This is a genomic window from Caballeronia sp. S22 (genome assembly GCF_964261745.1).
Lineage (GTDB): Bacteria > Pseudomonadota > Gammaproteobacteria > Burkholderiales > Burkholderiaceae > Caballeronia > Caballeronia jiangsuensis.
Genome location: NZ_OZ180039.1, coordinates 97,509 through 122,397, shown reverse-complemented (window position 1 = coordinate 122,397; position 24,889 = coordinate 97,509). Strand labels below are relative to the sequence as shown.

At 63.7% G+C, this 24,889-nt stretch carries 11 protein-coding genes and 3 pseudogenes; 8 read left to right on the top strand and 6 right to left on the bottom strand.

Going from position 1 to position 24,889, the window contains the following annotated elements; translation table 11 throughout:
• Nucleotides 1-962 precede the first annotated feature (962 nt).
• From ACEN42_RS32365 to ACEN42_RS32355, 3 pseudogenes are all read left to right on the top strand, one after another.
• A pseudogene (locus tag ACEN42_RS32365) lies at nucleotides 963-1,275 on the top strand (integrase); the annotation flags it as partial.
• A pseudogene (locus ACEN42_RS32360) lies at nucleotides 1,274-2,020 on the top strand (DNA polymerase Y family protein); the annotation flags it as partial. The pseudogenes ACEN42_RS32365 and ACEN42_RS32360, both read left to right, overlap by 2 nt.
• Nucleotides 2,011-4,128: pseudogene (locus ACEN42_RS32355) on the top strand (PHP domain-containing protein). The pseudogenes ACEN42_RS32360 and ACEN42_RS32355, both read left to right, overlap by 10 nt.
• A 68-nt stretch (nucleotides 4,129-4,196) precedes the next feature.
• Here the strand turns inward: ACEN42_RS32355 and ACEN42_RS32350 are convergent.
• The 3 genes from ACEN42_RS32350 to ACEN42_RS32340 are packed head-to-tail and all read right to left on the bottom strand — an operon-like array spanning nucleotide 4,197 to nucleotide 6,571.
• Nucleotides 4,197-4,787, bottom strand: a complete 591-nt coding sequence (locus ACEN42_RS32350; RefSeq protein ID WP_374191228.1) for a DUF2934 domain-containing protein — start codon at nucleotides 4,785-4,787, stop codon at nucleotides 4,197-4,199.
• A gap of 9 nt (nucleotides 4,788-4,796) precedes the next feature.
• Nucleotides 4,797-5,636 (bottom strand): tetratricopeptide repeat protein, encoded by an 840-nt coding sequence (locus ACEN42_RS32345; protein ID WP_371882770.1) that lies wholly within the window; start codon nucleotides 5,634-5,636, stop codon nucleotides 4,797-4,799.
• Nucleotides 5,633-6,571, bottom strand: a complete 939-nt coding sequence (locus ACEN42_RS32340) for a Ku protein (RefSeq protein WP_371882769.1) — start codon at nucleotides 6,569-6,571, stop codon at nucleotides 5,633-5,635. Before ACEN42_RS32340 ends, ACEN42_RS32345 begins: the two co-directional genes overlap by 4 nt.
• A gap of 231 nt (nucleotides 6,572-6,802) precedes the next feature.
• Here ACEN42_RS32340 and ACEN42_RS32335 point away from each other — a divergent pair, with 231 nt between their 5' ends.
• The 3 genes from ACEN42_RS32335 to ACEN42_RS32325 all read left to right on the top strand — a co-directional run bounded on the left by ACEN42_RS32335 (nucleotide 6,803) and on the right by ACEN42_RS32325 (nucleotide 9,276).
• Nucleotides 6,803-7,465: an HAD family hydrolase gene (locus ACEN42_RS32335; RefSeq protein WP_371882768.1), complete on the top strand. Its 663-nt coding sequence runs from the start codon at nucleotides 6,803-6,805 to the stop codon at nucleotides 7,463-7,465.
• 21 nt (nucleotides 7,466-7,486) lie between these two features.
• Complete coding sequence (locus tag ACEN42_RS32330) at nucleotides 7,487-7,798, top strand: DUF4148 domain-containing protein (RefSeq protein WP_371882767.1); 312 nt, start codon at nucleotides 7,487-7,489, stop codon at nucleotides 7,796-7,798.
• Between the two features lie 140 nt (nucleotides 7,799-7,938).
• Nucleotides 7,939-9,276 (top strand): IS4 family transposase, encoded by a 1,338-nt coding sequence (locus ACEN42_RS32325; protein WP_371880870.1) that lies wholly within the window; start codon nucleotides 7,939-7,941, stop codon nucleotides 9,274-9,276.
• 907 nt (nucleotides 9,277-10,183) lie between these two features.
• Here the strand turns inward: ACEN42_RS32325 and ACEN42_RS32320 are convergent.
• The 3 genes from ACEN42_RS32320 to ACEN42_RS32310 form a co-directional block, all read right to left on the bottom strand.
• Nucleotides 10,184-10,396, bottom strand: a complete 213-nt coding sequence (locus tag ACEN42_RS32320; RefSeq protein WP_371882766.1) for a hypothetical protein — start codon at nucleotides 10,394-10,396, stop codon at nucleotides 10,184-10,186.
• Nucleotides 10,397-10,618: 222 nt separating this feature from the next.
• The gene (locus ACEN42_RS32315) at nucleotides 10,619-12,148 is read right to left on the bottom strand and encodes a transglycosylase SLT domain-containing protein (RefSeq protein WP_371882765.1); all 1,530 of its coding nucleotides are present in this window, start codon (nucleotides 12,146-12,148) and stop codon (nucleotides 10,619-10,621) included.
• Nucleotides 12,149-12,615: 467 nt separating this feature from the next.
• Nucleotides 12,616-13,380, bottom strand: coding sequence for a hypothetical protein (locus tag ACEN42_RS32310; RefSeq protein WP_371882764.1), 765 nt, complete (start codon nucleotides 13,378-13,380; stop codon nucleotides 12,616-12,618).
• A gap of 243 nt (nucleotides 13,381-13,623) precedes the next feature.
• Between ACEN42_RS32310 and ACEN42_RS32305 the strand changes: the two genes are divergently transcribed.
• Nucleotides 13,624-14,136 (top strand): hypothetical protein, encoded by a 513-nt coding sequence (locus ACEN42_RS32305; protein ID WP_238294654.1) that lies wholly within the window; start codon nucleotides 13,624-13,626, stop codon nucleotides 14,134-14,136.
• 237 nt (nucleotides 14,137-14,373) lie between these two features.
• Nucleotides 14,374-24,873 carry a VCBS domain-containing protein gene (locus tag ACEN42_RS32300; protein WP_371882763.1) on the top strand — a complete coding sequence of 3,500 codons (10,500 nt, stop codon included), beginning with the start codon at nucleotides 14,374-14,376 and terminating at the stop codon, nucleotides 24,871-24,873.
• The last annotated feature ends 16 nt before the right edge of the window (nucleotides 24,874-24,889 follow it).

The window sequence follows — 24,889 nt, the reverse complement described above, 5'->3', positions numbered from 1 at the left end:
ACGATATAATTGACGCCGGTCAACGCCGGTGGCCTCCTCGATAGGGTTGATTGCGTCGCCACGGGCGAAACGCTCAATGGCCTGCATTCGCGTCTCGATGAGCGTGCGCGCCGCCGCGTCAAGTTCCGTCCACGCAACGCAGGGCCAAGTCGCTAGATCAAGTAACGTCATTGTCGTCGTTGGCCCCGTTCGTCTGCCATGGGATGTAGCATGACTCGTCGTAAGCCCGAACTGCAGACAAAGAGCGCGAACGTTGCCGCGCGCGCAAGAATCGGATCCCCGCCTGAAAATTTGCGTTCGACGGCCGCCAAGGTTTGGGCGCTTGTCAGAAAATGCTTGACCCTATTGAGGAGCGCGTTCGACAAGAGGCCCCGAGTGATAATGATGCAGCGAAGCATGCGCTTCCAGTTGTCAATCCAAACCTGTGTTGCGGCCAGGTCGGCTGCGCTAACAGACCGGATGCTGAGTGAGGTTCCGACGTTCCCGTCGTATCTCAGATCGTCAGGAACTTCTCGCTCAGTCAGTAATAGAATCTCCTGACTGTCTCGATACGCGGCCAGGAAATCTGCTACCTGCCGATCCTTATCGTACTGAGCATACCCAGGGCGCTCGCAAAGAGAGCGAACAGTCGGGCCCGTCTCAATGCGCACCCATAAATTCAACTCACTGCAACGATATAGCGTCAGCGTTCGGTTCATCTTCGGAATGAACGTTTCGATCCGACGCGAGCCGCGCGGCCGGGCGATGCTGATTGGCTCCAGAGGCTTCCTAGATTGTTCCATGGGATCAGATACTTAGATCAGCGAGTCGGAGTCTAGAATGCGAGTTGACAAAGTTAATGCGGACTCATGCGAATTGATGATTTTATTTCGTTCGAATTGCGAATACATGTGCCAATGCGGACATAAAAGTATTCGATCAATCGATAGCTTTCCGAGTTGACGGACTTAGTTTGATTCACGCGCAGCGACGCACGCTGGCGGCCGTTCTACGGTCCGCTCTCGCCATCCAAGCAACGCCAGGCGACCGTCATCTTGAACGTGATGTTCTCGTGGCTGGTGCAGGCCGGCTGTCTGGCCGGCAATCCGCTGTCTCTCACGCCAACGGACCCGACACGCCGCGCCACGCGTCACCCGTTATCTGGAGCCGAGCGTGTGGCAGGAGGTCAAGGACTTCATCGCGACGACGATGCCGAAGCAAACGGACCGGGAAAAGGCCCACGCTTATTGCGTCCGATGGTTGTTCACCCTGCTCTATCTCGGCGGGCTGCGCATTTAGCGCGCGCACCGAACTACCCGATCGCGTCGAGCACGCTGAGGCGATCCTCTTTTCCGCGCGACGCCTGATCGTGCAGCTAACCGGATGGTTGAGCGCGCAGCAACTCGCACTCACGCAGGCGACCATCACGCTCGAACACGAGCGCGGACGCCAGGCGATCGAGCCGACGGTCATCGACATCGCGCTCGCGGAACCCACATGGCACGAGGAACACCTCGTCCGTCTGCTCAAGGAGCGGCTCGGGCGCGTCGAGCTCGAAGCGGCCGTCATCGCGCTTCGACTCACGGCATCGAAAGTACAGCCCGCTGAGCCGCCTAGCGATTCGCTTTTCCCGGACCCGGGTGGTTCCGCGCAGGATCACAACCGCCTGCTCGAATTGCTGGTCGCTCGCTTGGGTGCGGAAAATGTGCTGCGGCCCGCGCCGACATCGGATCATAGACCTGAGCTTGCGAACCAATGGGTACCCGTCCAGGACACGACGAAAGCGTGCACGGCCCCGGCTGAACTGCCCCGTCCAACGTGGCTGCTCGACGCGCCTGTGCGGCTCATGATCAAGAATCATCGACCGTTTTATGGCTCGCCGCTCAAGCTGGTCTCGACGGGCGAGCGGATCGAAGCAGGCTGGCATGATGGCGAACTGGTGACGCGCGACTACTATGTCGCCGAGGCCACCGATAAAAGCTGTTACTGGATCTACCGTGAACGACCGAGCGTGAAGACGGAGGAAGTCCGCTGGTTCCTTCCTTTTCGTTCTTGCACGGCGCGTCGCACGGGGAAGAGCTCGTGCTGCGCGCGATGCAACTCGGCTACGCGGGTCTGGCGATCACCGACGAGTGCTCGCTTGCGGGTGGTGCGCGCGCACGTCCAGGCGAAGGAAGAAAAGCTACCGCTGATCATTGGCTCTTACTTCCGTCTCGTTCATGCGGACAAAAGCCCGGCGTTCGGACTGATCCTGCTCGCTCAAAACCGCAACGGGTACGGCAAACTGTCCGAACTGATCACGCTCGGACGCATGCGTGCCGCGAAGGGCACCTACCTGCTCACGCCGCACGACCCGTCGAAGCCCTTCAATGGTTCGATCACTCGCAAGATCTGCTGCGACGCTTCGAAGAGTCGGGGCTCGATCCTGCGAACCCGCTCATCGTGATGTGGGCCAAGCTGGCCGCTGAGATCCTGAATTTTCCGCGGCACTTGTCGCAACACTCTGGCGGTTTTGTCATCAGCCGAGGCAAGCTCACGCGGCTCGTGCCCGTCGAGAATGCCGCGATGGCCGATCGTAGCGCGATCCAGTGGGACAAGGACGACCTCGAAGCCCTCGGACTTCTCAAAATCGATGTGCTCGCGCTCGGCATGCTCTCGGCGATCCGCCGCACGCTCGATATCGTCTCCGAGCAGCGCGGCGAGCGGTTCGAAATGCAGGACATCCCGTCAGAAGATCCCGCAACCTACGAGATGATCTCGCAGGCCGATACGGTCGGTGTGTTTCAGATTGAGTCGCGCGCGCAGATGAGCATGTTGCCGCGCATGCAACCGCGGACCTTCTATGACCTCGTCATCGAAGTCGCCATCGTGCGTCCTGGTCCGATTCAGGGCGGCGCTGTTCATCCGTATCTGCGGCGACGTCAGAAGATCGAACCCGTGACCTATCCGAGTGCGGAATTGGAGACGGCGCTCGGTCGCACGCTCGGCGTGCCGATCTTTCAGGAGCAGGTGATGCAAGTGGCGATTCTTGCTGCAGGCTTTACCCCAGGCGAGGCGGATCAACTACGCCGCGCGATGGCTGCGTGGAAACGCAAGGGCGGCCTGCAGCAATATTACGACCGCATCGTCAACGGCATGCGCGAGCGCGGCTACGAACTTGCATTTGCCGAAGCGATCTTCGAGCAGATTAAGGGCTTTGGCGAGTACGGATTTCCGGAAAGTCACGCGGCCAGCTTCGCGCTGCTGGTGTATGCGAGCAGTTGGCTCAAGTTTCATGAGCCCGCAGCTTTCCTCGCCGCGATGCTCAATTCGCAGCCGATGGGCTTTTACTCGCCGTCGCAGCTCGTGCAAGACGCGAAGCGTCATGGCGTCGAGGTCGTGCCGATCGACGTCACGATCAGCGGCTGGGACTCGGTGCTTGAGCGACGCACCGATCGTGCGAAGCCGGTCGTTCGTCTCGGACTGTCGCTGCTCAAGGGCATGCGTGACGGCGCGGCGGAGCGCATCGAGAACGCGCGCGCTGTGAAGCCCTTTGCAAGCGTGAGCGACTTAGCGCGACGCGCTCAGCTCGATCGGCACGACCTGCAGGTGTTGGCGGGCGCCAACGCGTTAAGCGCACTTGCCGGCAATCGACGTGAAGCGCTTTGGCAGTCGGTTGCAGCCGTGCCTGATCGGGACATCCTTGCCGACAGCCGGATCGACGACGAGACGCCCGAGCTCGGCGCGCCGTCCGAGGCCGAAGACATCGTCAGCGACTACAACGCGGCAGGTCTGACGTTGGGGCGCCATCCTCTCTCCCTCCTGCGCCCGACGTTGCTCGAACATCGACTCATGCCCGCTTCCACGCTTCGCAGTTATCGGAACGGTCGACTTGCACGCGGCTGCGGACTCGTCACGGTGAGGCAAAGGCCAGGCACAGCCAAAGGCGTCATGTTCGTGACGCTCGAGGACGAGACAGGCAACGTCAACGTGATCATCTGGCCGTCGCTCCTCGAGAAGCAACGAAAGGAAGCCCTGGGTGCGGCGCTTCTTGCCGTGTATGGCACATGGCAATGCGAAGGCGAGGTCCGCCACCTCGTCGCTCAGCGACTTGTCGACATGTCGCATCTTCTGGGCGGACTCACAACCGTCAGTCGCAATTTCTGCTGAAGCGGACGCTGGGTGCAACCCTTAACTGCGTGTGACGCCTATCACGCTGAAAGATCGCGATCCACGTTCTATTCGGCGGACCGCTGCGCCGAGACTTTCGACTCGCTGGACGCGGTCTTGCGAGGCTTCTTCGCTCGCGCGGGCGCAGGCGACGCCGCTCCACCCTGGCTGACCTCGCCCACTGTCTTGGCAGTCTTCGATTTTTTTGCTGCGGCCTTGGGCTCATCGACCGCTTCGGCCGCCTTACTGGCAACTTTATCTTCGGCTTTCGTTGAGGCCTTCTCGCTGCCCTTCTTGCTGGTTTTAGCCTTCGCGTTGCCAGCCGCCTCAGCGGTATGCTTCGCGGCCTTCTTTCCGACGCTCTTGCCCGCTCTCGACGTCGTCTGAGCTTTTTCGACTGCGATGACTTCGTGCGCCACGGGCGTACTCGGCAATGGCTGAATGCTTTCAGCCTGAAGCTGCGCAATGGCTTCGCGCCAGTAGTGGTCGTCGCGGCCATGCGCGCAGCCGTCGGCTTCCCACAAGAGATAGGCGCGGGTTCGAATATGCTCTTCGGCTAAGGCGAGGCTGGACGTGGGTGGCATTCCGACTCCGAGGACAAAATCATCAGCGCGAACCTTAGCAAGGTGCCTCCGGGCGCTCAACTCGTCATGTTCCAAATCGCGCTGTTAGCTACTCAGTCGGCGGTACGCGCTCAGATGCCGGATGAGGCCGTGCCTATCTCCGCGTTTGTCCAGAAGAATAGCCAGATTGTGGTGCGCATCGGCATACTCTGGATTGATGGCAAGGCACCGCTCGTAACCTTGCTTGGCCTCATCGAGCCGATCCAGCATGTCCAGTGCGACGGCCCGATTGAAGTGCAGAACGGCATCGTCCGGGAAGTGCGACAAGGCTTCTTCGAAGACAGTCAGCGCGTCCTGACACTGGCCTTCCGTCTCGCAGAGCAAGGCCCCTAGATCGACATACGCTGAATAGAAGGGCCCGGGCGCCAGCTCAATCGCGCGTCGGTATCCGTGCTCCGCGCCGGCGGGGTCGCTCTTCACCAACTGTTCGGCCAACTCATACCACTCCTGGGCCTGCGCGGCCGCAGCACTCTTGCGCTCCGGCGTCGCGTCGAAGACGACGACGTCGCCCTTGACCTCTGCCACTTCGAAATCGAGCAGCATCTGGCCCGTCACGGCATCCCATCGTGATGGCCCGGTCTTGACAACGATTGAATCACCCTCTGCCGCCACACGGATGCCGGACAGCGGAAGCGTATCGGGCAACTCACGTTTGAGCCGAGCGAGCGCCTCGCGGATCTTGCGCGGCGAGGTGCGGGACGATCGCAACTGCAGCGCCGTGCGAAGCATCACGACATCCTGAAACGAAAAGCGCATCTCATTGCGCGAGCCGCGCGCCGGCGTCACCAGCCCAGCTTCGATCAGTCCTTCGACCACGCGCCGGGACACGCCCAGCATCGACTGGAGTTTCGACAGCGTCACATCGTGCGAAAGGGTTCGCTTCACTTGCGCGCGCGCACCTTGGCGGGTGCTTCCGTCGCAGCAACCTTCGGAGCGCGCGCGGCAGGCTTTCTGGTCTTGGGAACGCTCACCACCTCCGCGACTTCTTCAACGGGCTTGGCCGCGGTCTTTCGCTTGGTGGCCGCAGACTTCGTCGCTTTCGCGCTGGTTTTGGCGAGACTCGCCCGCAGCGCCTCCATCAGATCGATGACTTCGCCACCCGCTTCGGCTTCTGGCGCCTCAGGGGCAACGATTTCCTTGCCCTCGATCTTGCGGTCGATCGCCGCGAGGATGCGCTTCTTCTCTTCGTCCTCATAGGCTGATGCGTCGTAGTTGTCCTCGGCACCCTGCTCAATGATCTGGATCGCAAGCTTCAGTTCTGAGTCCGAAACCGACACATGCTCGATGTTGAGCTCTCTGAGCGAGCGCACCTCGTCAGCGAAGAGCAGTTGCTGAAAGACCATGCCGTCTTCCGCTGGCCGAACCTGAACGATCCGTGTGTGCCCTTTGTAGGACCACTTGGCGAGCGCACATCGTCCGGTCCGGGCGAGTGCCTCTTGCAGGAGGCTGTACGGCTTCCCGCCACGCTTGTCCGGCGCGATGAAGTAGGCCTTGTCATAGAAAACCGGATCGACTGACTTCTCGGGCACGAAGGAGACAATTTCGACCACGTGACTAGCGCTCTCCTCGAGCGCCTTCAACTCGTCCGCCGTGAAGACCACGTACTTGTCACGCTCGAACTGATAGCCCTTCTGCATGGAGGCGCGCTCCACCACCTTCCCCGTGGTTTCTGACACGTATTGCTGCTTCACGCGCGAGCCGTCGGGTCCAAGCAGGTTGAAGCGGACATCAGAGGCACTTTCGGTCGCTGAATAGAGCTTGACCGGAATCGAGACCAGTCCAAAGGACAGCGAAAGCGAGGCGATTGAGCGGGCCGGCATGGGCTTCTCCTTGGCGACAACGACCGCAGCCAGTGAATTCAGCTTATCAATACGCTGGTCCGCGTGATCAACGGACGTGAGGCGAGCGACTAACAAAGGATCAACGAGCAAGATGCAGGATAGCACCGCGCGCAATCCTCGCAGTTGCCGTGCCGGGAGCAGGCGGATTGCCTATCCTAGAAGAGTGAGCTGGTACGCGCTTTGCATAACGCCTTGATCCACGGAGGCCCTATGCCACTCGCTGCAATCTTCGACATCGACGGGACGCTGATTGACTCGGTCGATCTCCATGCGTTGGCCTGGCATGAGGCCTTCACTCGTTTCGGACATGACGTCAGCTTCGAACAGGCGCGCAGTCAAATCGGTAAGGGCGGAGATAATCTGATGCCGGTCTTTCTGTCCGACGCTGAACTGCGAGACCATGGCAAACAGCTCGAATCCTGGAGAGGAAAACACTTCAAGGAAAACTATTTGTCGATGGTGCGGCCGTTCGCAGCGGTGCCCGAACTTCTGGGAAAACTGCGCGAGGCGGGGGTGAAACTCGCCGTCGCCTCATCGGCGAAGAAAGATGAGCTCGAGGTATATCTCGAGATCGCGGCCATCACCGATTTACTCGACGTGACGGTCTCCTCGGAAGATGTCGAACAGTCTAAACCTGCACCGGATGTATTCGAAGTCGCCCTGCAGAAGCTTGAAGTGCCGCCCGACGGCGCGATCGTGATTGGCGACTCGCCCTACGACGCGCAGGCGGCGTCGAAGACAGGCCTGCGCATGATCGGCTTCCTTTCCGGAGCCTTTCCCGAGCAGTCGTTGCGGGATGCCGGCTGCGTTGCAGTGTATCCCGGGCCCGCCGGCCTGCTTGCGAACCTCGCTCATTCGCTGTTATTAGCTTGATCGTTTTGGCTGAGTTAAATCGTGAACGAACTTCAGAGACGCCGGTTAGCGCTTTGCGCCACGGTTCTTCTTCTCAGCGGCTGTGCCGTCGGTGGCATGCCGTACACCGGACGGCACCTGAGCCCGACAGAGTGTCGTGACCTGGCTGCGCTTCGAAGCAACGCGTCTCCTACGATGGCGCAACATCAAACCGAACTGGGCGCACTGAGGAAAGCAGGCTACGACCCGTCGCCGTGGTACGACGATCCGTACTACCCTGATGATTTACAAGCGGCGCAGCGACTCGTCGACTATTGGTTCCAAACAGAATGTCAGCAAATCTCGCAGGGATGAAAGTAGGTGGTTTAAACCACCTCATTACACATAAGTCGCGACGGTGGCACGCCGCGAAAAGTCGTTTACGGTCAATGACATAGCGGGTGGGGTTGTAAACTCTTTCGGACTGGCGTTAACTCTTGCATTTTGGGCGGCACATGACGCAAGAGAAATCGAGCTGGGCAGCGGCAGAACTCAAGGGCATCGATTTGGGCGACCAACGCCTGAACAAGCGTGCCGTGCTATTGGCTGAGCGGCTGGCGGAGAAGCCGACGGCAAGCATACCCAACGCATGCGGCGGCTGGGCGGAAACGGCAGCAGCGTACCGCTTCCTGTCGCAAGATGAGTTGGACTGGCGCGACATCATGGCGCCACATTGGCAGAGTTCGACCGAACGAATGCGGGCGTGCGAAGTAGTGCTATGCATCCAGGACACCACGCAGTTGGACTTTAACGGTCAGACCATCACAGGGTTGGGACCGCTGTCGTATGAGGCGCAACGCGGGCTGTATCTGCACCCGACTTACGCGGTGACGCCATCGCGCGAACCGCTGGGCGTGCTTGACGCGTACATGTGGGCGCGCGAGCCGAAGGGTGCGGACGGTGTGCGCCCCGGCATCAAGGAAAGCACCCGTTGGACCGAAGGATATGAGAGGGTTGCCGAACAAGCGGCCGCACTGCCTGCCACGCGACTGGTTTATGTGGCTGACCGGGAATCGGACATCATGGCGCTGATGGTCAAAGCAAAGGAGTTGGGCCACCCGGCGGATTGGTTACTGCGCTCGCAGCACAATCGCACCTTGCCTGACGGCGGCAAGCTGTGGGACCAAGTGACTGCGGGTGAGCCGGCGGGCAGGATTCACTTTACGCTGGCAGCCCGTCAGGCTCAGCCTGCGCGCGCGGTTCGGCAGCAGGTGTGGGCGCAGCGGGTTGCGTTGACTGATGCTGCAGGCGGCGTGGTGAGTGCTACTTGCATCGTCGCCCGCGAGGTCGACCCGCCGGCAGGCGTCAAGCCGATCGAATGGCGCCTGCTGAGTAACCGCGATGTGAACGACCTGGAGGCGGCAGCGCAGCTTATTGATTGGTACCGCGCGCGCTGGGAGGTGGAACTATTCTTTCATGTGCTCAAGAACGGCTGTCGGGTCGAGGCGTTGCAACTCGCATCGATGGCACGGCTTGAACGTGCCTTGGCGCTGTTCATGGTGGTGGCATGGCGCATTGCTCGGTTGATGCGACTCGGTCGAACTTGCCCGGACCTGGATGCAGCGCTCTTGTTCGAGCGAGATGAATGGCGCGCGGCATTCATTCTCAACAAGAAGAAACCGCCGAAGAACTCACCGCGTCTGAATGAGGTCGTGCGCTTGGTCGCCATGCTCGGCGGATTCCTGGCGCGCAAAGGCGACGGCGAACCCGGAGTCAAAACCATCTGGCAAGGCCTGCAGCGAGTGACGGATTTCGCCGCCGGCCTCAAGTACGCCCAAGAACTCGGCGAATGACTTATGTGTAATCAAATGGGTTTAAACCGGTTCTCGGAAGTCAGGCAATGCTGTTGCGGATTGCATCGCGGCGGCGTTTTTAACTTCAATGCTCTTGCGACGGCCGGGTCACTTGCGCGGAACCGCTGGGAGAAAGGCGACGGCAGGCAGACTTCGTCGTGCGAGTTCGACTCTCAGAACCCGACACCGACGCCAACACCCCCTCCGGACCCGAAGCTGCCCGTACCCACTCCCACGCCCACCCCGACCTTGGGGCCCGGCGCGGGACCATATGCGGAATCGCTGTATCCGTATGGCGGAGCCGCAACGCATCCAGAGAAGGCCGCTGCGAGTGTCAAAATGCTGAGAAGTCTGCGCATGATCGTCTCCCGTGCGGGGACTGTGCAGCAAACCTTGGTCCCGTTTCCGGACGGTTGTTCTTCGGAACCCTGGCTCCGTAAAGTTCGGTTGAGGCTGATCTCATCGACATTCAATTCGCCGAGCAATCTGGGCCAGAAGGACCTTTCTCTCCTCCTCCCGTGTCGCTTATCGCTCTACCTCGTGCGGCTTGGGTCTGTCGAAGTCGAGCGATTGCTGCGGTATCGTAGGCAGTTGCAGCTGGGGAGAGTCGGCAATCGGAAGTCAGTCGATGTGCGCCCGGCCAGTCGTCTGCCTCCGCGAACTGCCGGAATCGGCCCGAACTCTCTCATCGCCTTATCATCCGGTACACCACACCGTCTAGCATGAGCGAAGGCGTCGCCTGATAACTGCCGCCTGCGTAAAACAGATTCGCGCGTACGCGCGCGACAAGCGGACCGGTGAGCGTACGCGCGATCCATCCCGCGCCGGTTCTGAATGCCCCGACCATGGCCCACGCATTCGCTTCGATACGCGTATCCTTGTCGCCGCTCGACGTGATCCGTAGGCGTCACCCCATCGAAGAAATTCGCGGCTGCATTGGCGCCCCACGCTGCTCGTCATAGACCGCCGAAGCGCCCACCACGCCGTTGTCGTATTTCAGACGCGCGCTCCACTGCCGGCACGCCGTGAACTGTCCGGGCACGCCGCCGGCGCATGTGCCCTGCCCCGGCAAGTTGCCCGTTCCCGCCGAATCGCGGCCGAATGAATAGGTCGCGCCCAAGCACGCGTCGAGCGCGCGTAGAGGCAGTTTTGTCCAGGAAGGCGGTGCGATTGCGATAACAGCGCATGCTTGTCTGGCGACGCGATAGGCGCTTTTCGACCCATCTCCGCCATTCGCCCTTTGAGCAATCGGCCGACCGGTCTTGAATGCGCAACCGCCTTTCGAAGACGCGACGCGGCTACCGCGACCTCGCTGGCCTCAACGTCAAACGGGCTTCGCGTTTCACTGCTTTTTCAGCCCCTCCATCGCCTTATCGCGCGCCGATTGCGCATCGACGATCAGCCTGTACGCCGCATAGTATTTGTAGATGTTGCGTACATAAGTGGTCGTTTCGATGCCGATCTTCTCGGCCACGACGATCTCGACATTGTTGAACCACTTGTCGGGATCGAGGCCGCGCTGCGCGGCGAGCTGACGCATCTTCGCGATGTTGCCCGGACCCGCGTTATAGCTCGCGAACGCAAATAGCGGACGGTCGGTCTCGCTGAACTTCGCGTCCTTGAAGTACTTCGTCATCAGCTGATCCATGTACTTCGCGCCGGCATGGATGTTTGCCTCCGTCACTGAGATGCTCCCCACCGCCATCTGCTTGCCCGTCGCCGGCATGAGCTGCATGACGCCGATTGCGCCTACATGGCTGCGCGCCTGCTGATTCAGTTGCGATTCCTGGAAGCCCTGCGCAGCGAGCATCAGAGGATCGAAGCCGTATTGCGTGCCGTACCTCTCGAAAAGTTCTAGCGTCTGCTGGAAGCGTTTTTGTTCGGCGTCACCGGCGTTGTTGCGGATCTGCTTGATCTTCTTCATGTACTGCGCGAGACGGTACTCGTACACGCCCTGCTTCTTCACGAAGTTGATGTAGAAGTCATTGAGTGCCGCCTGCAGTTGCGGGCTGTTCTTGCGTATCGCCCAACCCGGATAGCCTTCGTCGCTAACGGAGAGATCCTCATGCACCTTAACGCGCGGCAACACCTGAGCCCAGAGACGCGCCTTCCAGTCGTCGACCACGACTATGCCCAGCAGCCCGGCGTTCAGCATCTCCATCTCATCTTCGTCTTCGAGCGCTTCCGGCAGCGGCGTGATCCGCATCGGCGCCTTGCCTTCCTTCCGAAAGCGCTCGTTGAGCGCATTCAGGCTCTCGTAGTAGCTCGACGAACGCCGGGCAAAGACTTCCTTGCCAGCGAGATCGTCGAGCTTGACCAGCGATGGCGCGTTCGGTCCGGTGATTACGAGCTCGCGCACAGGTTTGCGATCGCGCGGCGCGATGAAATCGACGATTTTCAGGCGCTCGTCGGTTGCGGTCAGGTTGCCCGCAGAGATGTCGCCTAGCCCATCATTGAGCGACGACAGCAGCTTGTCACGCGTCGTCGGAATGAGATAGACGGTGAGCGGCCGCTTGTTCAACTGGGCCGCATACTTCTTGTTGACGTAGCGTTCGAAGTCGCGCGCCAGCTCGGCAGCAAGCCCGCGCTCGCGTCCCTTGTCGACGAAGTAAAGGGTACGGCTGTAGGGCACCAGAAAGCGGATCATGCGCCGGTCGAGCATGGCATCGAAGTCGCCCGTCCAGGGCTTGTTCGTGAGGCTCAGTTGCCGGGGATCACCTTTCGGCTCAGCGGGCGGGGCGGAAGATTCGGGAGGCACACTGGCGGCGACCGGCGCCGATGCGGGGGCGGCCGGTTCTGCCGCCTGCGACCCCGTGAACACGACCGAAATGCAAAGCGCCATTGCCCAGATCGACAATCTGCAGTGAAGCATATCCAGTCTCCCCGTGCTTCCTTGTCGCTCCAAGACTTCGCCGTCATGTTCGATCGCAAGCGCCTTGCCACAGAATCCGGCGGTCACACACGTCTGCGCGGGACGCCCCATCGTCTGCACGACAGCCGTTTCGAACAGGTTCACCAGCACGCGACCAACGTCTTTTCTATGCCATTCGTCGAACGTTCGCGCGCCAACGGTCTTGCCACCTACGTGAAACATGCTCCAAGGTTCATTTTCGTCGCCCTAGACTGTCGAAAGACGCACCACACATTGAAGCTAATCATCCGCGTATTGGACCAACGGCTGCTGGAGAGCCAGACAACAGCTGACACCTGCACGTCGAAGCGATATCGCTTCCACGAGCGGTTGGCAAGAATTATTTCCGTTCCGACGATTAACGCGCGACGAAAGCTTTGGCCGAAGCGAGCGTCACCCATCTCGCACTGCTTTTTTCCCACGTTATTTTATGGTTCAAGAGAAGTTATCAGTCTTGTGAGATCTCGGGGCTCGATGTGGATCATTCCACCTTTCGGGCTGTCGATATCCGCGATGAGCGCGAGCGACAACGCGATTGTGGTTGGTAGAATCGTGATGAGTAGTCCCCTTCGCAGGCTGCCCTTTGCCCCATAGCCCTGCAAAACGCAACCGAGCAGCGCGGTGACGATCATCAGGTACCACGCGCCTAGCGGGATATGATTGATGCGGGCGGCCTCCGAGTAGTCTTGGGAATTCAGAACGTCGTTCATGCCGGAGACAACCAGCGCACCGATGGGTGTCGGTTGCATTTTCGCCACCCGCGTCGCGAGTTGCCATAGTTCCGTCTCGACATTCGCAGTATCGCGGTTGATTTTTGCGAGTTCATCGCGCTCTCGCGTCCTATAGTTGGCCAATCTAAGCTTCGCATACCGGATCAAGGCTGACTTGATCTGCGCGCCCACGACAACATCGGCGAGGTCAGCGCGCGAATACTCAGTGCCGATAGCATTGGCTTCGCTTTCCTCCAAAGTTTTGCGGAGGTCGTACCGATTCACTGCCATCGAAAGACTGAAACCGACCAGAAGTGCGAGCAGGGTCAGCGTGGACGTCTGAATGATGTTGAAGTCTTCGTGGTCTTCCGCCGGGAGCGAAGCAAGGCGTCGTAAAACTAACGCGCCGACTGCCACCGCGCCGACGAACAACGCCAGAAGAACGACGAACAACACAGCCGGACGATCCACGAATGCTGTCATTCGAAACCCCTGTCGTATAGATAAGCAGCGCAGGTCTGGGAATTTGCGATTGATCGCGGCGGCCAGCGGGCGTTCATCGACCTTCAATCGATAATGGAAAGCACTGGCGAGAATATATTCGTTTTAAACTATGAAAATCACGTAGCAATAGACCCGTGACGCTTCAATCTCTTGAATGGCTGGTTCAAAAGCAAGGCTTACGACGACTCTGCCGGCGCCGGGAAACATTGGGAGGTTCGCATCATGAGCACGGTCGCAGCAAAACTCAAACATGAACTCATCAAGGCGCTGCCGCCTACGATCTTCTTCTTTGTGATTCTGCATATCGTTGTACTGATCCGCGCGCTGATGATTCGCGGCACCGGGATTTCGATGGAGTCGTCGGCATCGGTCCTTTTTGCGTCGCTCATTCTCGGCAAGTCGGTGCTGGTTGCCGACATGCTCCCGTTCATCAACCGTTTCCCCGAGAAGCCGCTGATCTGGAACGTCTCTTGGAAGACGCTGATGTATGCGCTCGTGGCACTCGTCGTTCATTACCTCGAGCGCCTGTACGATTCCTGGAAGGACGCGCCCAACCTCATCGCCGCAAATCACGAGCTGTGGGCCGGCATCAACTGGTCGCGCTTCTGGGCCATACAGATTCTGCTCGTCACCCTGATCTTCAACTATTGCATGATCGCGGAGCTCTCCCGGGCATTCGGCCGAGATCGACTCAAAGCAATCTTCTTCGGCCCCCTCCCTCCTCATCGCGACTGACCGATTGCTGCAACGCGGCGCGAAAAAATCGAAAAAATCTCTAGCCGCGTGTTGCGTTCGGAGCCGTCCTTTATATATTTACGTATACCAATTCATTCGAAAGAACGAGATGCATTTCGAAGAAAATAGAAATACGCGCCCATTTCGTTTCGTAAATCGAAATTCGCCGTGTCTCTGAAAGTCGAAGAATGAACTCCGGGGAGCGCTTTCAATTCAGCAGGCATCTGCGAGGCGAAAATGGCCGACTTCCCGTGTTCGTCGAATGGCGCCCTTCATCTGCGGCCGCGCAGCCAGGCCTTGGCGCTCGAACAGCGCATCCTGTTCGACGGCGCCGCCGCATCGGCCGCCGATTACCAGCATCATGCCGATTCCGCCCATGCCGCAGCCGCGCCCGAAGTCGCTCCAGCACCGGACGCGCGCAGTGGCACGGCAACGGCCTCGGCGCCAGCGGCAGCGCCGGTCGCGCCACGTAACCTGGTGGTACTGGACAGCCGCGTCGAGAACGGCAGCGAACTGCTTGCGCAAAAGCCGCCCGGCACGCAGGTGCTCGTCGTTCAGCCGGGGCAGGATGCGATCGGCGCGATCACGGCCGCCCTCGCCGGCATGGGCCACGCGGACTCGGTGCAGATCTTCTCGCACGGCGCGGCCGGCCAGTTCACGCTCGGCAACCAGACCTTCACGAGCACGACACTCGTACAGATGGCCGATGCGCTCGGCACGTGGCGCAGCCATCTGGGCCACGACGCGGACATCGAGCTCTACGGTTGCGACATCGGCGCGGGCGCGGCCGGCAAGTCGCTCGTGCAGACGCTCGCAAGCACGACGGGCGCAACCGTCGGCGCATCCGACGACGCAACCGGCAGCGCCGCGCTCGGCGGCGACTGGACGCTCGAAGTAACGAGCGGCACGCTCGACAAGCCGATCGCGCTCTCCGCCTACGCGCTCGCGCACTATGACCACCTGCTCGCCGACGCGAGCCCCACGGTCGCGCTCGCGACGGCGACGCAGAGCGTGCTGCTCGGCAATCAGTTCTCCTTCGATGTCTCCTTCACGAACACGTCGAGCCAGGTCGGATACGGCCCTTATGTGGACCTCCTGATGCCCTCCACGGGCCGCGACGGCAACGATGGCGTCACGTTCGTCTCCGCGAGCTATCTCGGCCAGGCGGTCACGGCCTTCACCATCACATTCGATGCCAACGGCCGGGCGGTGCATCCGCTCGCGAAGGACGCGAGCGGCAACGCGCTCGTCGTCAACGCCGCCACCTACGGCTTGCGCCCCGGCGACGAACTCGTTGTGCTCGAACTGCCGTTCGCGAGCGTCGCGCAGGGCCAGCCGGCGATCACGGTGCAGATCAACGCGCAGTTGAGCAATCTCGCCGACACCGCGTTCTCCAACAGCAGCCCCGACCTGACGATCGGCGCGCGCGGCGCATTCCAGTTCGGCAACGACTCGCTCGACAATCCGACGACGGACCCGACGATCATCGAGACTGCGCTACAGGACTTCACCGTGCATCCGACGGTCGTATCGCTGAAGCAGACCGTCAATACGCCCGAAGGCGAGACCGCCACCGGCCCGAACTTCGCGCGCACGGAAACCGTCACCGCGACCGCCGCGACCGGGCAGACGCTCACCGATGTGGTCATCAATCAGGACGTCCCCGCAAACGTTCAAATCACCGCGATCACGCCGGGCGCGGGCGGCACGATCACGTCGCTCACGTTGCAGGACGGGTCGGTGCTGACCAATGCCGCGCTCATCAATGCGGCGATCAACAGCGACACCGTGTTCATCCGTTCGTACTCGGTGGAATACGCAAGTCTCAGCGGTTCGGTCGATACGGTGGTCAGCTTTTACGTGCCGCAAACGGATGCGTCCGGCGCGAGCGTGATCAATCCGACCACGGGCGCGCCGGTGACGATCGCGTTCGGCACGGCATCGGGAAGCGGCCAGTGGGTGCCGCTCGATCCGCGCGATCTCACGCCGCCGAATACGAGCGTCGCATTCTCCGGCTCGGCCGACGGCACCGGCACGACCTTCGTCGCCAAGGCCGCGACGCTGGAGAAGCAGGTCAGCGAGCAAACCGACACCGGCACGGCGGGCGCGACGCCCGGCGATACGCTCGCCTATTCCCTCGATGTCGCGCTGTCCGATTACTTCGCGCTCGGCAAGACGCAACTCGGCGCGGGACAGTTCATCGTGACCGACCAGCTCGGCGACGGCCAGACGCTCACCGGCACCCCGACGCTCACCTACACGCAGGACGGCGTCACGCGCACCATCGCGCTCGTCTCGACGCGCACCGTCAACGCGAACGGCACGACCACGCTCGCCTTCGACATCGGCGCGTCGATTGCGACGGCGCGCGCGCTGCAGCCCGGCGCGCTGGCGGGCGACATCATCTCCGATGGCAGCCGGCAGGGCGCGACCACGGCGCGCATCGACTATCTCGCGGTGGTCGGCCAGCGCTACGCGAGCAACTACACGCAGAGCGACATCAACGAGGGCGATTCGTTCGGCAATCACGCGACCGTCGCCGCGACGCTGCTGCTCGACCGGCTCAATCTGACGGGCGGCTCGGTGAGCGACGATTCATCGACGACGAGCACGGTGCCCACGGGTCACGTGGATATCGCGCTCGTCACGGTCAACGGAACGACGCCGCCCGCGAGCGGCGAGCTGAATCCGGGCGACGTCGTCACCTTCAGCCTGCGCTACGACCTCGTGACGGGCGACTACGAACGGTTCTCGCTCGCGGCCTATCTGCCGCTGCCGCTCCTGAACGCGACCGGCATCAACTGGACGCAGGGAAGCGGTGTCGGCCAGTGGAGCTTCGGCGCGGCCAATACGAACGCGGGCAGCCTGGTCAGCGTGACCGAAGGCAGCGGCAACTCGCTCGTGTTCGACTTCGGCAGCTTCGCGACGGGCGCCACAGGCGGCAGCACCATCCAGATTCTCTTCACGATGCGCGTGGGCGATCAGCCTTACGCCGATCAGCGCTCCTTCGACGTGCTCGCGCAATCGAACCAGGTCACGACGATCGCGCACACGCCGCTCGTATCGTCCGATGTCGCCGTGGTCGCATCGGTCGCCGAACCGGTGCTCGATATCCGGCAGGGCGTCGTGTCGAGCAGCGAGGGCACCGTGTCCGGCACGACCGGAACCTGGAATGCGCCGGGCAGTGCGGGCGTGCCCTTCGCGGGCTCGGTCACAAACGTCGCCGCCGTCGACGGCAACGTGAGCGGCATCGACGGCGGCGACATCGTGCGTCTCGCCACCGCGATCAAGAACACGGGCGGAGGCGGCGCGTTCGACGCCTCGACCACGGTCACGCTGCCCGGCGGCCTTCAGTTCGTCGGCGGCAGTCTCGCGGCAGCCGATCTCGCCATCTATCGCGGCGACGGCACGCGACTCACAGCGGGCGTGGACTACAGCGTCAGCGGCAACACGATCACCTTCCTCGACGCAGGCGGCGTCGCGACGCTCGTCGCCGGGCGCGCCGGCACGACGGCGGATCAGGCGGGCACGAATGTCGTCGTCGTGACTTACGATGCGACGGTCATCGGCGGCATCGCCGCGGGGAGCACGCTGCAGACGAGCGCCGCGCTCACGCGTTACGCGAGCGTCGAGGGCGGCACGGACTTCACGCCGACCGATCTCGCCGACACGGCCAACGAGCAGATCGCCGCGCCCACCGTCAGCGTGCAATACGGCGGCGGCACGCTCGACGACGCCGATTCGAGCGCGAGCCACACGACCGGCAGCGACCTCGTGATCGGCGAGAGCATGACCTACGACATCGTGGTGACGCTGCCCGAAGGCGGCACGCGCAATCTGCGCGTCGACGACCTGATTCCCGCCGGCCTGCGCCTCGACACGAGCTTCAATGGCGGGCTCGGCTATCAGATCATCACGACCGCCGCGGGCAGCGCCGCGCTCGCGGCGGACTTCAACGGCAGCGTGAGCGTGGCGAGCCTCGCGGCGTTGTCGGGCCAACTGGGCGCGGACGGCGCGGGCGCGCGCTTGACCTTCGCGAGCGCGGGCGCGAACGCCGACAACATCGGCGCGAACGACTCCTTCGTGATCCGCGTGCATCTGGTGGCGAGCAACACGACGGGCAATCAGGCGGGCGTGACGCTCGCCGATCCCGGCCGGCTGGTCTACAGCGACCCGGACGGCGACACGCCCAACGGCGCGGCCGCGCTCGATCGCAGCGTCGCGCAGAGCGGCGCGGCGCCGACCGTCGTGATCCGCGAGCCGACGCTGCAGGTCACGCAGACGACGCCCGCGCTGCCGCGCTTCGGTGTCGACGCGGGCAATACGGTCGAGTACGACATCACGATCGGCAACGGCGCGGCCGCGACCGATTTCAACGCGTTCGATGTGGGCTTTCTCGATACGCTTCCCGCGCAGCTCGGCAATCTGGCGATCCTCGGCGTCACCTACCAGAACGGCGCGACCAACCACGGCGGCCCGGACTTCGAACTGGCGGGCGGCCAGTTGCGCACGGCAGCGGGCGCGAACGTCGACATCGCGAAGGGCGGCAGCGTAACGATCCGCGTCTCGGGAACGGTGCTCGCGTCGGCGGCGAGCGTGCCGTCCTTCGACAACACCGCGACGGTTCAGTGGACGAGCCTCGACGGCACCACATCGGCCAGCGCCGATCCCGCCGGAGAGCGCACGGGCGCGGACGGTCTGCTCAACGGCGGCGCGCTCAACGACTACCGCACGAGCGCGACGCTCACGGTGCCGGTCGCGCAGGTCGTGAGGATCTCGCGCGTGGGCGGCCTCGCGGACACGCCCGCGCCCTCGCCCACCGACGCATCGGACGAGAGCGTCGCCGTGGGCGAAGTGGTCCGCTATCGCGTGGTCTCGCTGCTCGCCGAGGGCGCGACCAACGACTACTCGCTGCAAATCACGCTGCAGAACGGCCTGCATTTCATCAACGATGGCACGGCGCGCATCGTGTTCATCTCGAACAACGGCATCACGACGGACCTCACCAGTCTCGTTACGGGCGGCACGCTCAACGAAACCGGCAACGAAACCAGCCCCGAGGCGCTGCCGATCACGCCGGACCTGTCGGGCGCCGCGCCCACGGGCGTGCTCAACGCGGCGAACATCAGCGTCGTCACCGATGCCAACGGCAACGAGACCATCACGTTCCGGCTCGGCAACATCGTCAACCCGGACAACGACGCCGACCTCGAAGGCATCTCGCTCGAATTCAACACGCGCGTGGCCAATCAGGCATCCAATGTCGCGGGCGCGGCGCTCACGATGAGCGCCGTCGACCGCTCCGGCACGAACCTGCTGTCGACCGCGGATACGGTGCGCGAGGATATCGTCGAGCCGAATTTCAGCGGCGTGCAGAAGCAGGTCTACGGCTTCGATCCGGGCGTCGGCACGAATGGCGGCACGGCTCAGGTCGACGTGCGCTTCACGCAGAGCGGCACGTCACCGGCCTACGACGTCGTGCTCACCGACAGCTTCACGGGCGCGACCGGCTATACGTTCGACCGTCTCGTGCTCAACGGCACGACCTACACGGCGGCGCAGCTCGCGGGCATCGGCGCGGCGGTGGACACGAGCAACGGCCTTCGCGTCACCTTCGCCGAACTCGCGGTGAACAGTCAGGTGCAGGTGTTCTATTCAGCCGATGCACCCAACGCCGCGCCCATCGCTCCGACCAACGCGACGCTCATGTGGACCAGCCTGCCCGACAGCTTCACGAGCTGGGGCGGCTCGGGCGTCGGCGTCGCGGGCACGGCGGACGGCGAGCGCACCGGCGCGGGCACGAGCCCCAACACCTACGTGCGCACGAGCGCGGCGGGACTCGGCTTGGTGAGCGGCACCTTGTGGGACGACACGGCATCCGCGACGGCATCGGCGACGCCCGACGGCCCCGGCCTCGCCGGACAGACCGTCACGCTGACGTGGGCGGGTGTGGACGGCAACCTCGCCACCACCGCCGACAACCTCGTCTACACCGCCGCCACCGACGCGAACGGACACTACGCATTCGGCGTGCTGCCGCTCGGCGTCTATCGCATTCAGGCGCCCACGGGCGCGATCACGTATCCGCAGCCGGTCGGCGCGCTCGCGGTGCGCATCGACAGCGACACGGCCACGCCGCTCGGCACCATCGGCTTCACGCTCGCCGATGGCGGCACGGCGAGCGCGAATGCCGGCTACGTCGAGCAGAACGATGCGCCCGTCAACACGCTGCCCGCATCGCCGACCGGTTTCGAAGACACGACGCTCAGCCTCGCGGGCGTCGCCGTGAGCGACGTGGACGCGGGCGGCGGCACGCTTCAGGTCGCGCTCAACGTGCTGCACGGCACGCTCTTCCTGAGCGCCCTGCCCGCCGGCGTCACCGAATCGGGCGATCACACCGCGACGCTCACGCTGACGGGCACGCTCGCTTCGCTCAACAGCGCGCTCGCGAACCTGCAATATCTCGGCAACGCGAACTTCAACGGCCCGGATACGCTGACGGTCAGCACCAACGACCGCGGCAATTTCGGCGACTTCAACGGCAACGGCATTCCCGGCGAAGCGGCCGATGCGCGCATCGCCATCAGCACGCTGCCGATCACGGTGACGGCGGTCAACGACACCCCCGTGGCCGTCCCCGATGCAGCGAGCGCGACCGAGGCCGGCGGCAACGCCAACGCGCAGCCGGGCGTCGATCCGACCGGCAACGTGCTCAACAACGACACGGACGTCGATATCGCCACCAACGGCGACGCACTGCGCGTCGTGCAGGTGAGCAACCAGAGCGGCGCGAGCATCTTTCTGCCGAACGTGGGGCGCGGCGTCATCGCCGGGTTGTACGGCACGTTGAGCCTGGGCGCGAACGGCGGCTATCAGTATGTCGTCGACAACGCCAATGCGGCGGTGCAGGCGCTGCGGCTCTCCGGCCAGACGCTGACCGAGCGCTTCACCTATCTCGTGAACGACAGCGCGAACGCGAGCGCCAGCACGACGCTCACCGTGACGATCCACGGCGCGAACGACACGCCCATCGGCGTCGAGGACACCGGGTCGGCCACCGAAGCGGGCGGCGTCGCGAACGGCACGCCCGGCAGCAACGCGACGGGCAACGTGCTCGTCAACGACACCGACGTCGACAGCGCGGCAAACGGTGAGACGCATCGCGTGACGGGCATCACGAATCGGCCCGAAAGCGCGGTCGACGCGCCGCTCGCGACGGTCTCCGCAGGCACGACGAGCGGCAATGGCACGAGCATCGCGGGCGCGTTCGGCACGCTGATCATCGGCGCGGACGGCTCGTATCGCTATGCCATCGACAACAGCAACGCGCAGGTCCAGGCGCTCGTGCCCGCCGATGCGCCGCTCGTCGATACGTTCACCTACGCGCTGGCGGACGCGGGCGGGCTCTCCGATCTCGCCCAGTTGCGCATCGAGGTGCACGGCGCGAACGACAATCCCGTCGCGAGCGACGACGCGGGCGCGACGAGCGCCGGTTCGGCCAGCACCGGCGTGAATCCCGTCGATGCGACCGGCAATGTCATCACGCAGGCGAGCCGCCCCGGCACGACGACGCAGCCGGGCGGCAACGGCATCGATACGGACGTCGACCATACCGACAATCCGAACACGTTGCTCGTGGTGAACGGCGTCCGAACGGGCGCAGAAGCGGCGGGCGGCAGCCTCACGGCGGTCGCGGCGGGCACGACCGCCGCGAACGGCACGAGCATCGCGGGCCTGTACGGGACGATCCGCATCGGCGCGAACGGCGCGTATGACTACGCGGTGGACAGCAACAATGCGGCGGTGCGCGCGCTCGCGGCCGGCGCGACGCTCACCGAAACCTTCACGTACCGGATCGTCGATACGAGCGGCTTAACCGATCAGGCGCAACTCGTCATCACCGTGCGCGGCGTGAACGACGCGCCGACGCCTCAGACCGACACCGGCCGCGCGGTGGAAGCAGGCGGCGCGAACAACGGCACGCCGGGCGTCGATCCATCGGGCAACGTGCTCGCCAACGACAGCGATCCCGAGCACGACCCGCTGACGGTGACGGCGATCCGCACGGGCGCTTCGGCGGGCGCGGGCACGGCGGGCGTGCCGGGCCAGCCGCTGCGCGGCGCATTCGGCAGCCTGACGCTCGGCGCGAACGGCGCGTGGCAATACGTCGTCGACAACGCCAACCCGAACGTGCAGGCGCTGCGGCTCGCGACCGACACCCTCACCGAGCGCTTCACCTACACGGTCACCGACTCGCACGGCGCGCCGGCGCAGGCGGAGCTGAACATCGTCATTTCCGGCAGGAACGACAATCCGGTCGCGCAAAACGACGTGGCGAGCGCGCTGGAAGCCGGCGGCACGCTCAACCAGACGCCGGGCGTCGATCCGACCGGCAACGTGCTGCTCAACGACACGGACGTCGACGCCGGCGACACCAAAGCCATCGATGGCGTGCGGGCCGGCGCCGAGGCCTCGCCGGGCAGCTTCGCCGCCGTCGCGGGCGCGACCTCGGTCAAAGGCACCTACGGCACCTTCACGATCAACCCGGACGGCAGCTACACCTACGTCGTCGACAACAGCCTGCCGGCCGTGCAGAGCCTGATCATCGGCCAGAGCGTGCAGGAAACCTTCACCTATCGCATGCACGACGCAGCGGGCGCTGCCGACACGGCGCAGATCTCCGTGCAGATTCGCGGCGCTTTCGACGCGCCCGTCGCCCACGACGATTTCGCCCTCGCTTCGGCGAATATCGGCAACGGCAGAGCGTTCGACGCCGTCGGCAACGTGCTCGCCAACGACACCGACGTCGACCTGAACGACTCGCTCAGCGGCAACGCGGCCCGCGCAGGCGGCCCGGCCGCGGCCGTGCCGTTGTCGGCGATCGCACCGGGCAGCAGCAGCAGCGTCGACGCCACGATTCTGCAAGGGCAGTACGGCACGCTCTTCATCGGCGCGAACGGCACCTATCTCTATCGCGTGGATGCGACAAATCCGACGGTCATCGCGCTGGGTCCGCTGCAGACCGTCGACGATGTCTTCACGTATCGGGTGCGGGATCGCGACGATCTGACGGACCTCGGGCGGCTCACGATCGTCGTGCGCGGACGCAACGATGCGCCCGTCGCCCGCGACGACACCGCAACCGCCGTCGAAGCAGGCGGCGTGAACAACGCGACGCCAGGCATCGATCCGTCGGGCAACGTGCTCGCCAACGACTCCGACGCCGACGGCGACGCCATCCACGTGAGCGCCGTGCAGGGCGGGAGCGGCGCGGTCGGCACGCCGCTGCAAGGCGCGTACGGCACCCTGACGATGAACGCCGACGGCACCTGGCGCTATGCCCTCGACAATGCATCGGCCACCGTGCAGGCGCTGCGCACGAGCGGCCAGACGCTGCAGGACGTGTTCACCTATACGAGCGAGGATGTGCTCGGCGCGCAGGGCACGGCGCAGTTGCGCGTTACCATCGACGGGCGCGACGACGCGCCCGTCGCCCACGACGACAGCAGCACGGCGATCGAAGCCGGCGGCGTGAGCAACGGCACGCCGGGACGCAATGCTACCGGCAACGTCCTCGCCAACGATACCGATGTCGACAGCGCGGCCAACGGCGAGACGAAACAGGTCGTCGGCATCGCGAACGAAGCGGGCGGCAGCGCCGAAGCGGGACAGGCGCTCGCCGGGCAATACGGCACGCTCATCGTGAAGGCGGACGGCAGCTACGACTATGTGGTCGACAACGCCAATGCGGCCGTGCAGGCGCTGCGCACGAACGGCGACACGCTCACCGAAACATTCGCGTACCAGATGCGCGATACGGCGGGCGCGAACTCGCGGGCCACGCTCACGGTCACGATCCACGGCGCCGACGATACGCCCGCCCCGCACGACGACAGCAACGCCGCGAGCGATCAGACGCCCGCGCCTCAGGCACGCGGCAACGTGCTCCCCAATGACGGCGATGTCGATGCGAACGATCATCTCGACGTCGCCGGCGTGCAGTCGGAAACCGGCGCCACCGCTACGCCGGGGCACGCGCTGGCGGGCCGCTACGGCACGCTCACGCTGAACGCGGACGGCACGTACACCTACGCGATCGATCTGACGAACCCGCAAGTGCTGGCGGCGGCCGGACTCGGCCAGGTGCTGCAGGACACGTTCACCTACACCGTGAGCGACACCGCAGGCGCGACCGCGCAAGCCGCGCTGGTGATCCACCTCGATATCTCATCGCCCTATATTCCGCCAGCAGGCGCGGGCCCGTACTGGAACGAGGCACTCGCGACCACGGCCAATTTGCAGACGGAGCAGAACTTCGTGCCCACTGTGTTCGTGACGCCCGTCGTCGAGGCGGATGCCGTGCGTGCGACCGAGCGCTCGCGCGAGGCGGACGGCAGCCAGATCGGCTGGCCGCTCGAACCCGATGTGTCATTGGCGTCCCGCACGATGCCCGAGCTTCAGCCCGGCGAGTTCGTCGGCCGCACGGTGCGCGACAGTCAGCTCGCGAGCACCTTCGATGAAGCGTGGATATTCGGCCGTCACGGACGCGTGAGCCTCGATGCGGACGGCCTGCTCGCTGATCCTTCGGTGTTCGCCGCGCTCGCGAGCCATCTGACGGACGGCATGCATCCGCCCGTCGAAAAGGCGCCGGCAAAGACCGCGCAAGCTTTCGGGTCGCAATTGCATGAAGCCGCGCGCAAGCTGCCCGCCATGCGCGGCAGAACGGCCAGTCGCTAGCTCTCGAACGAGGATT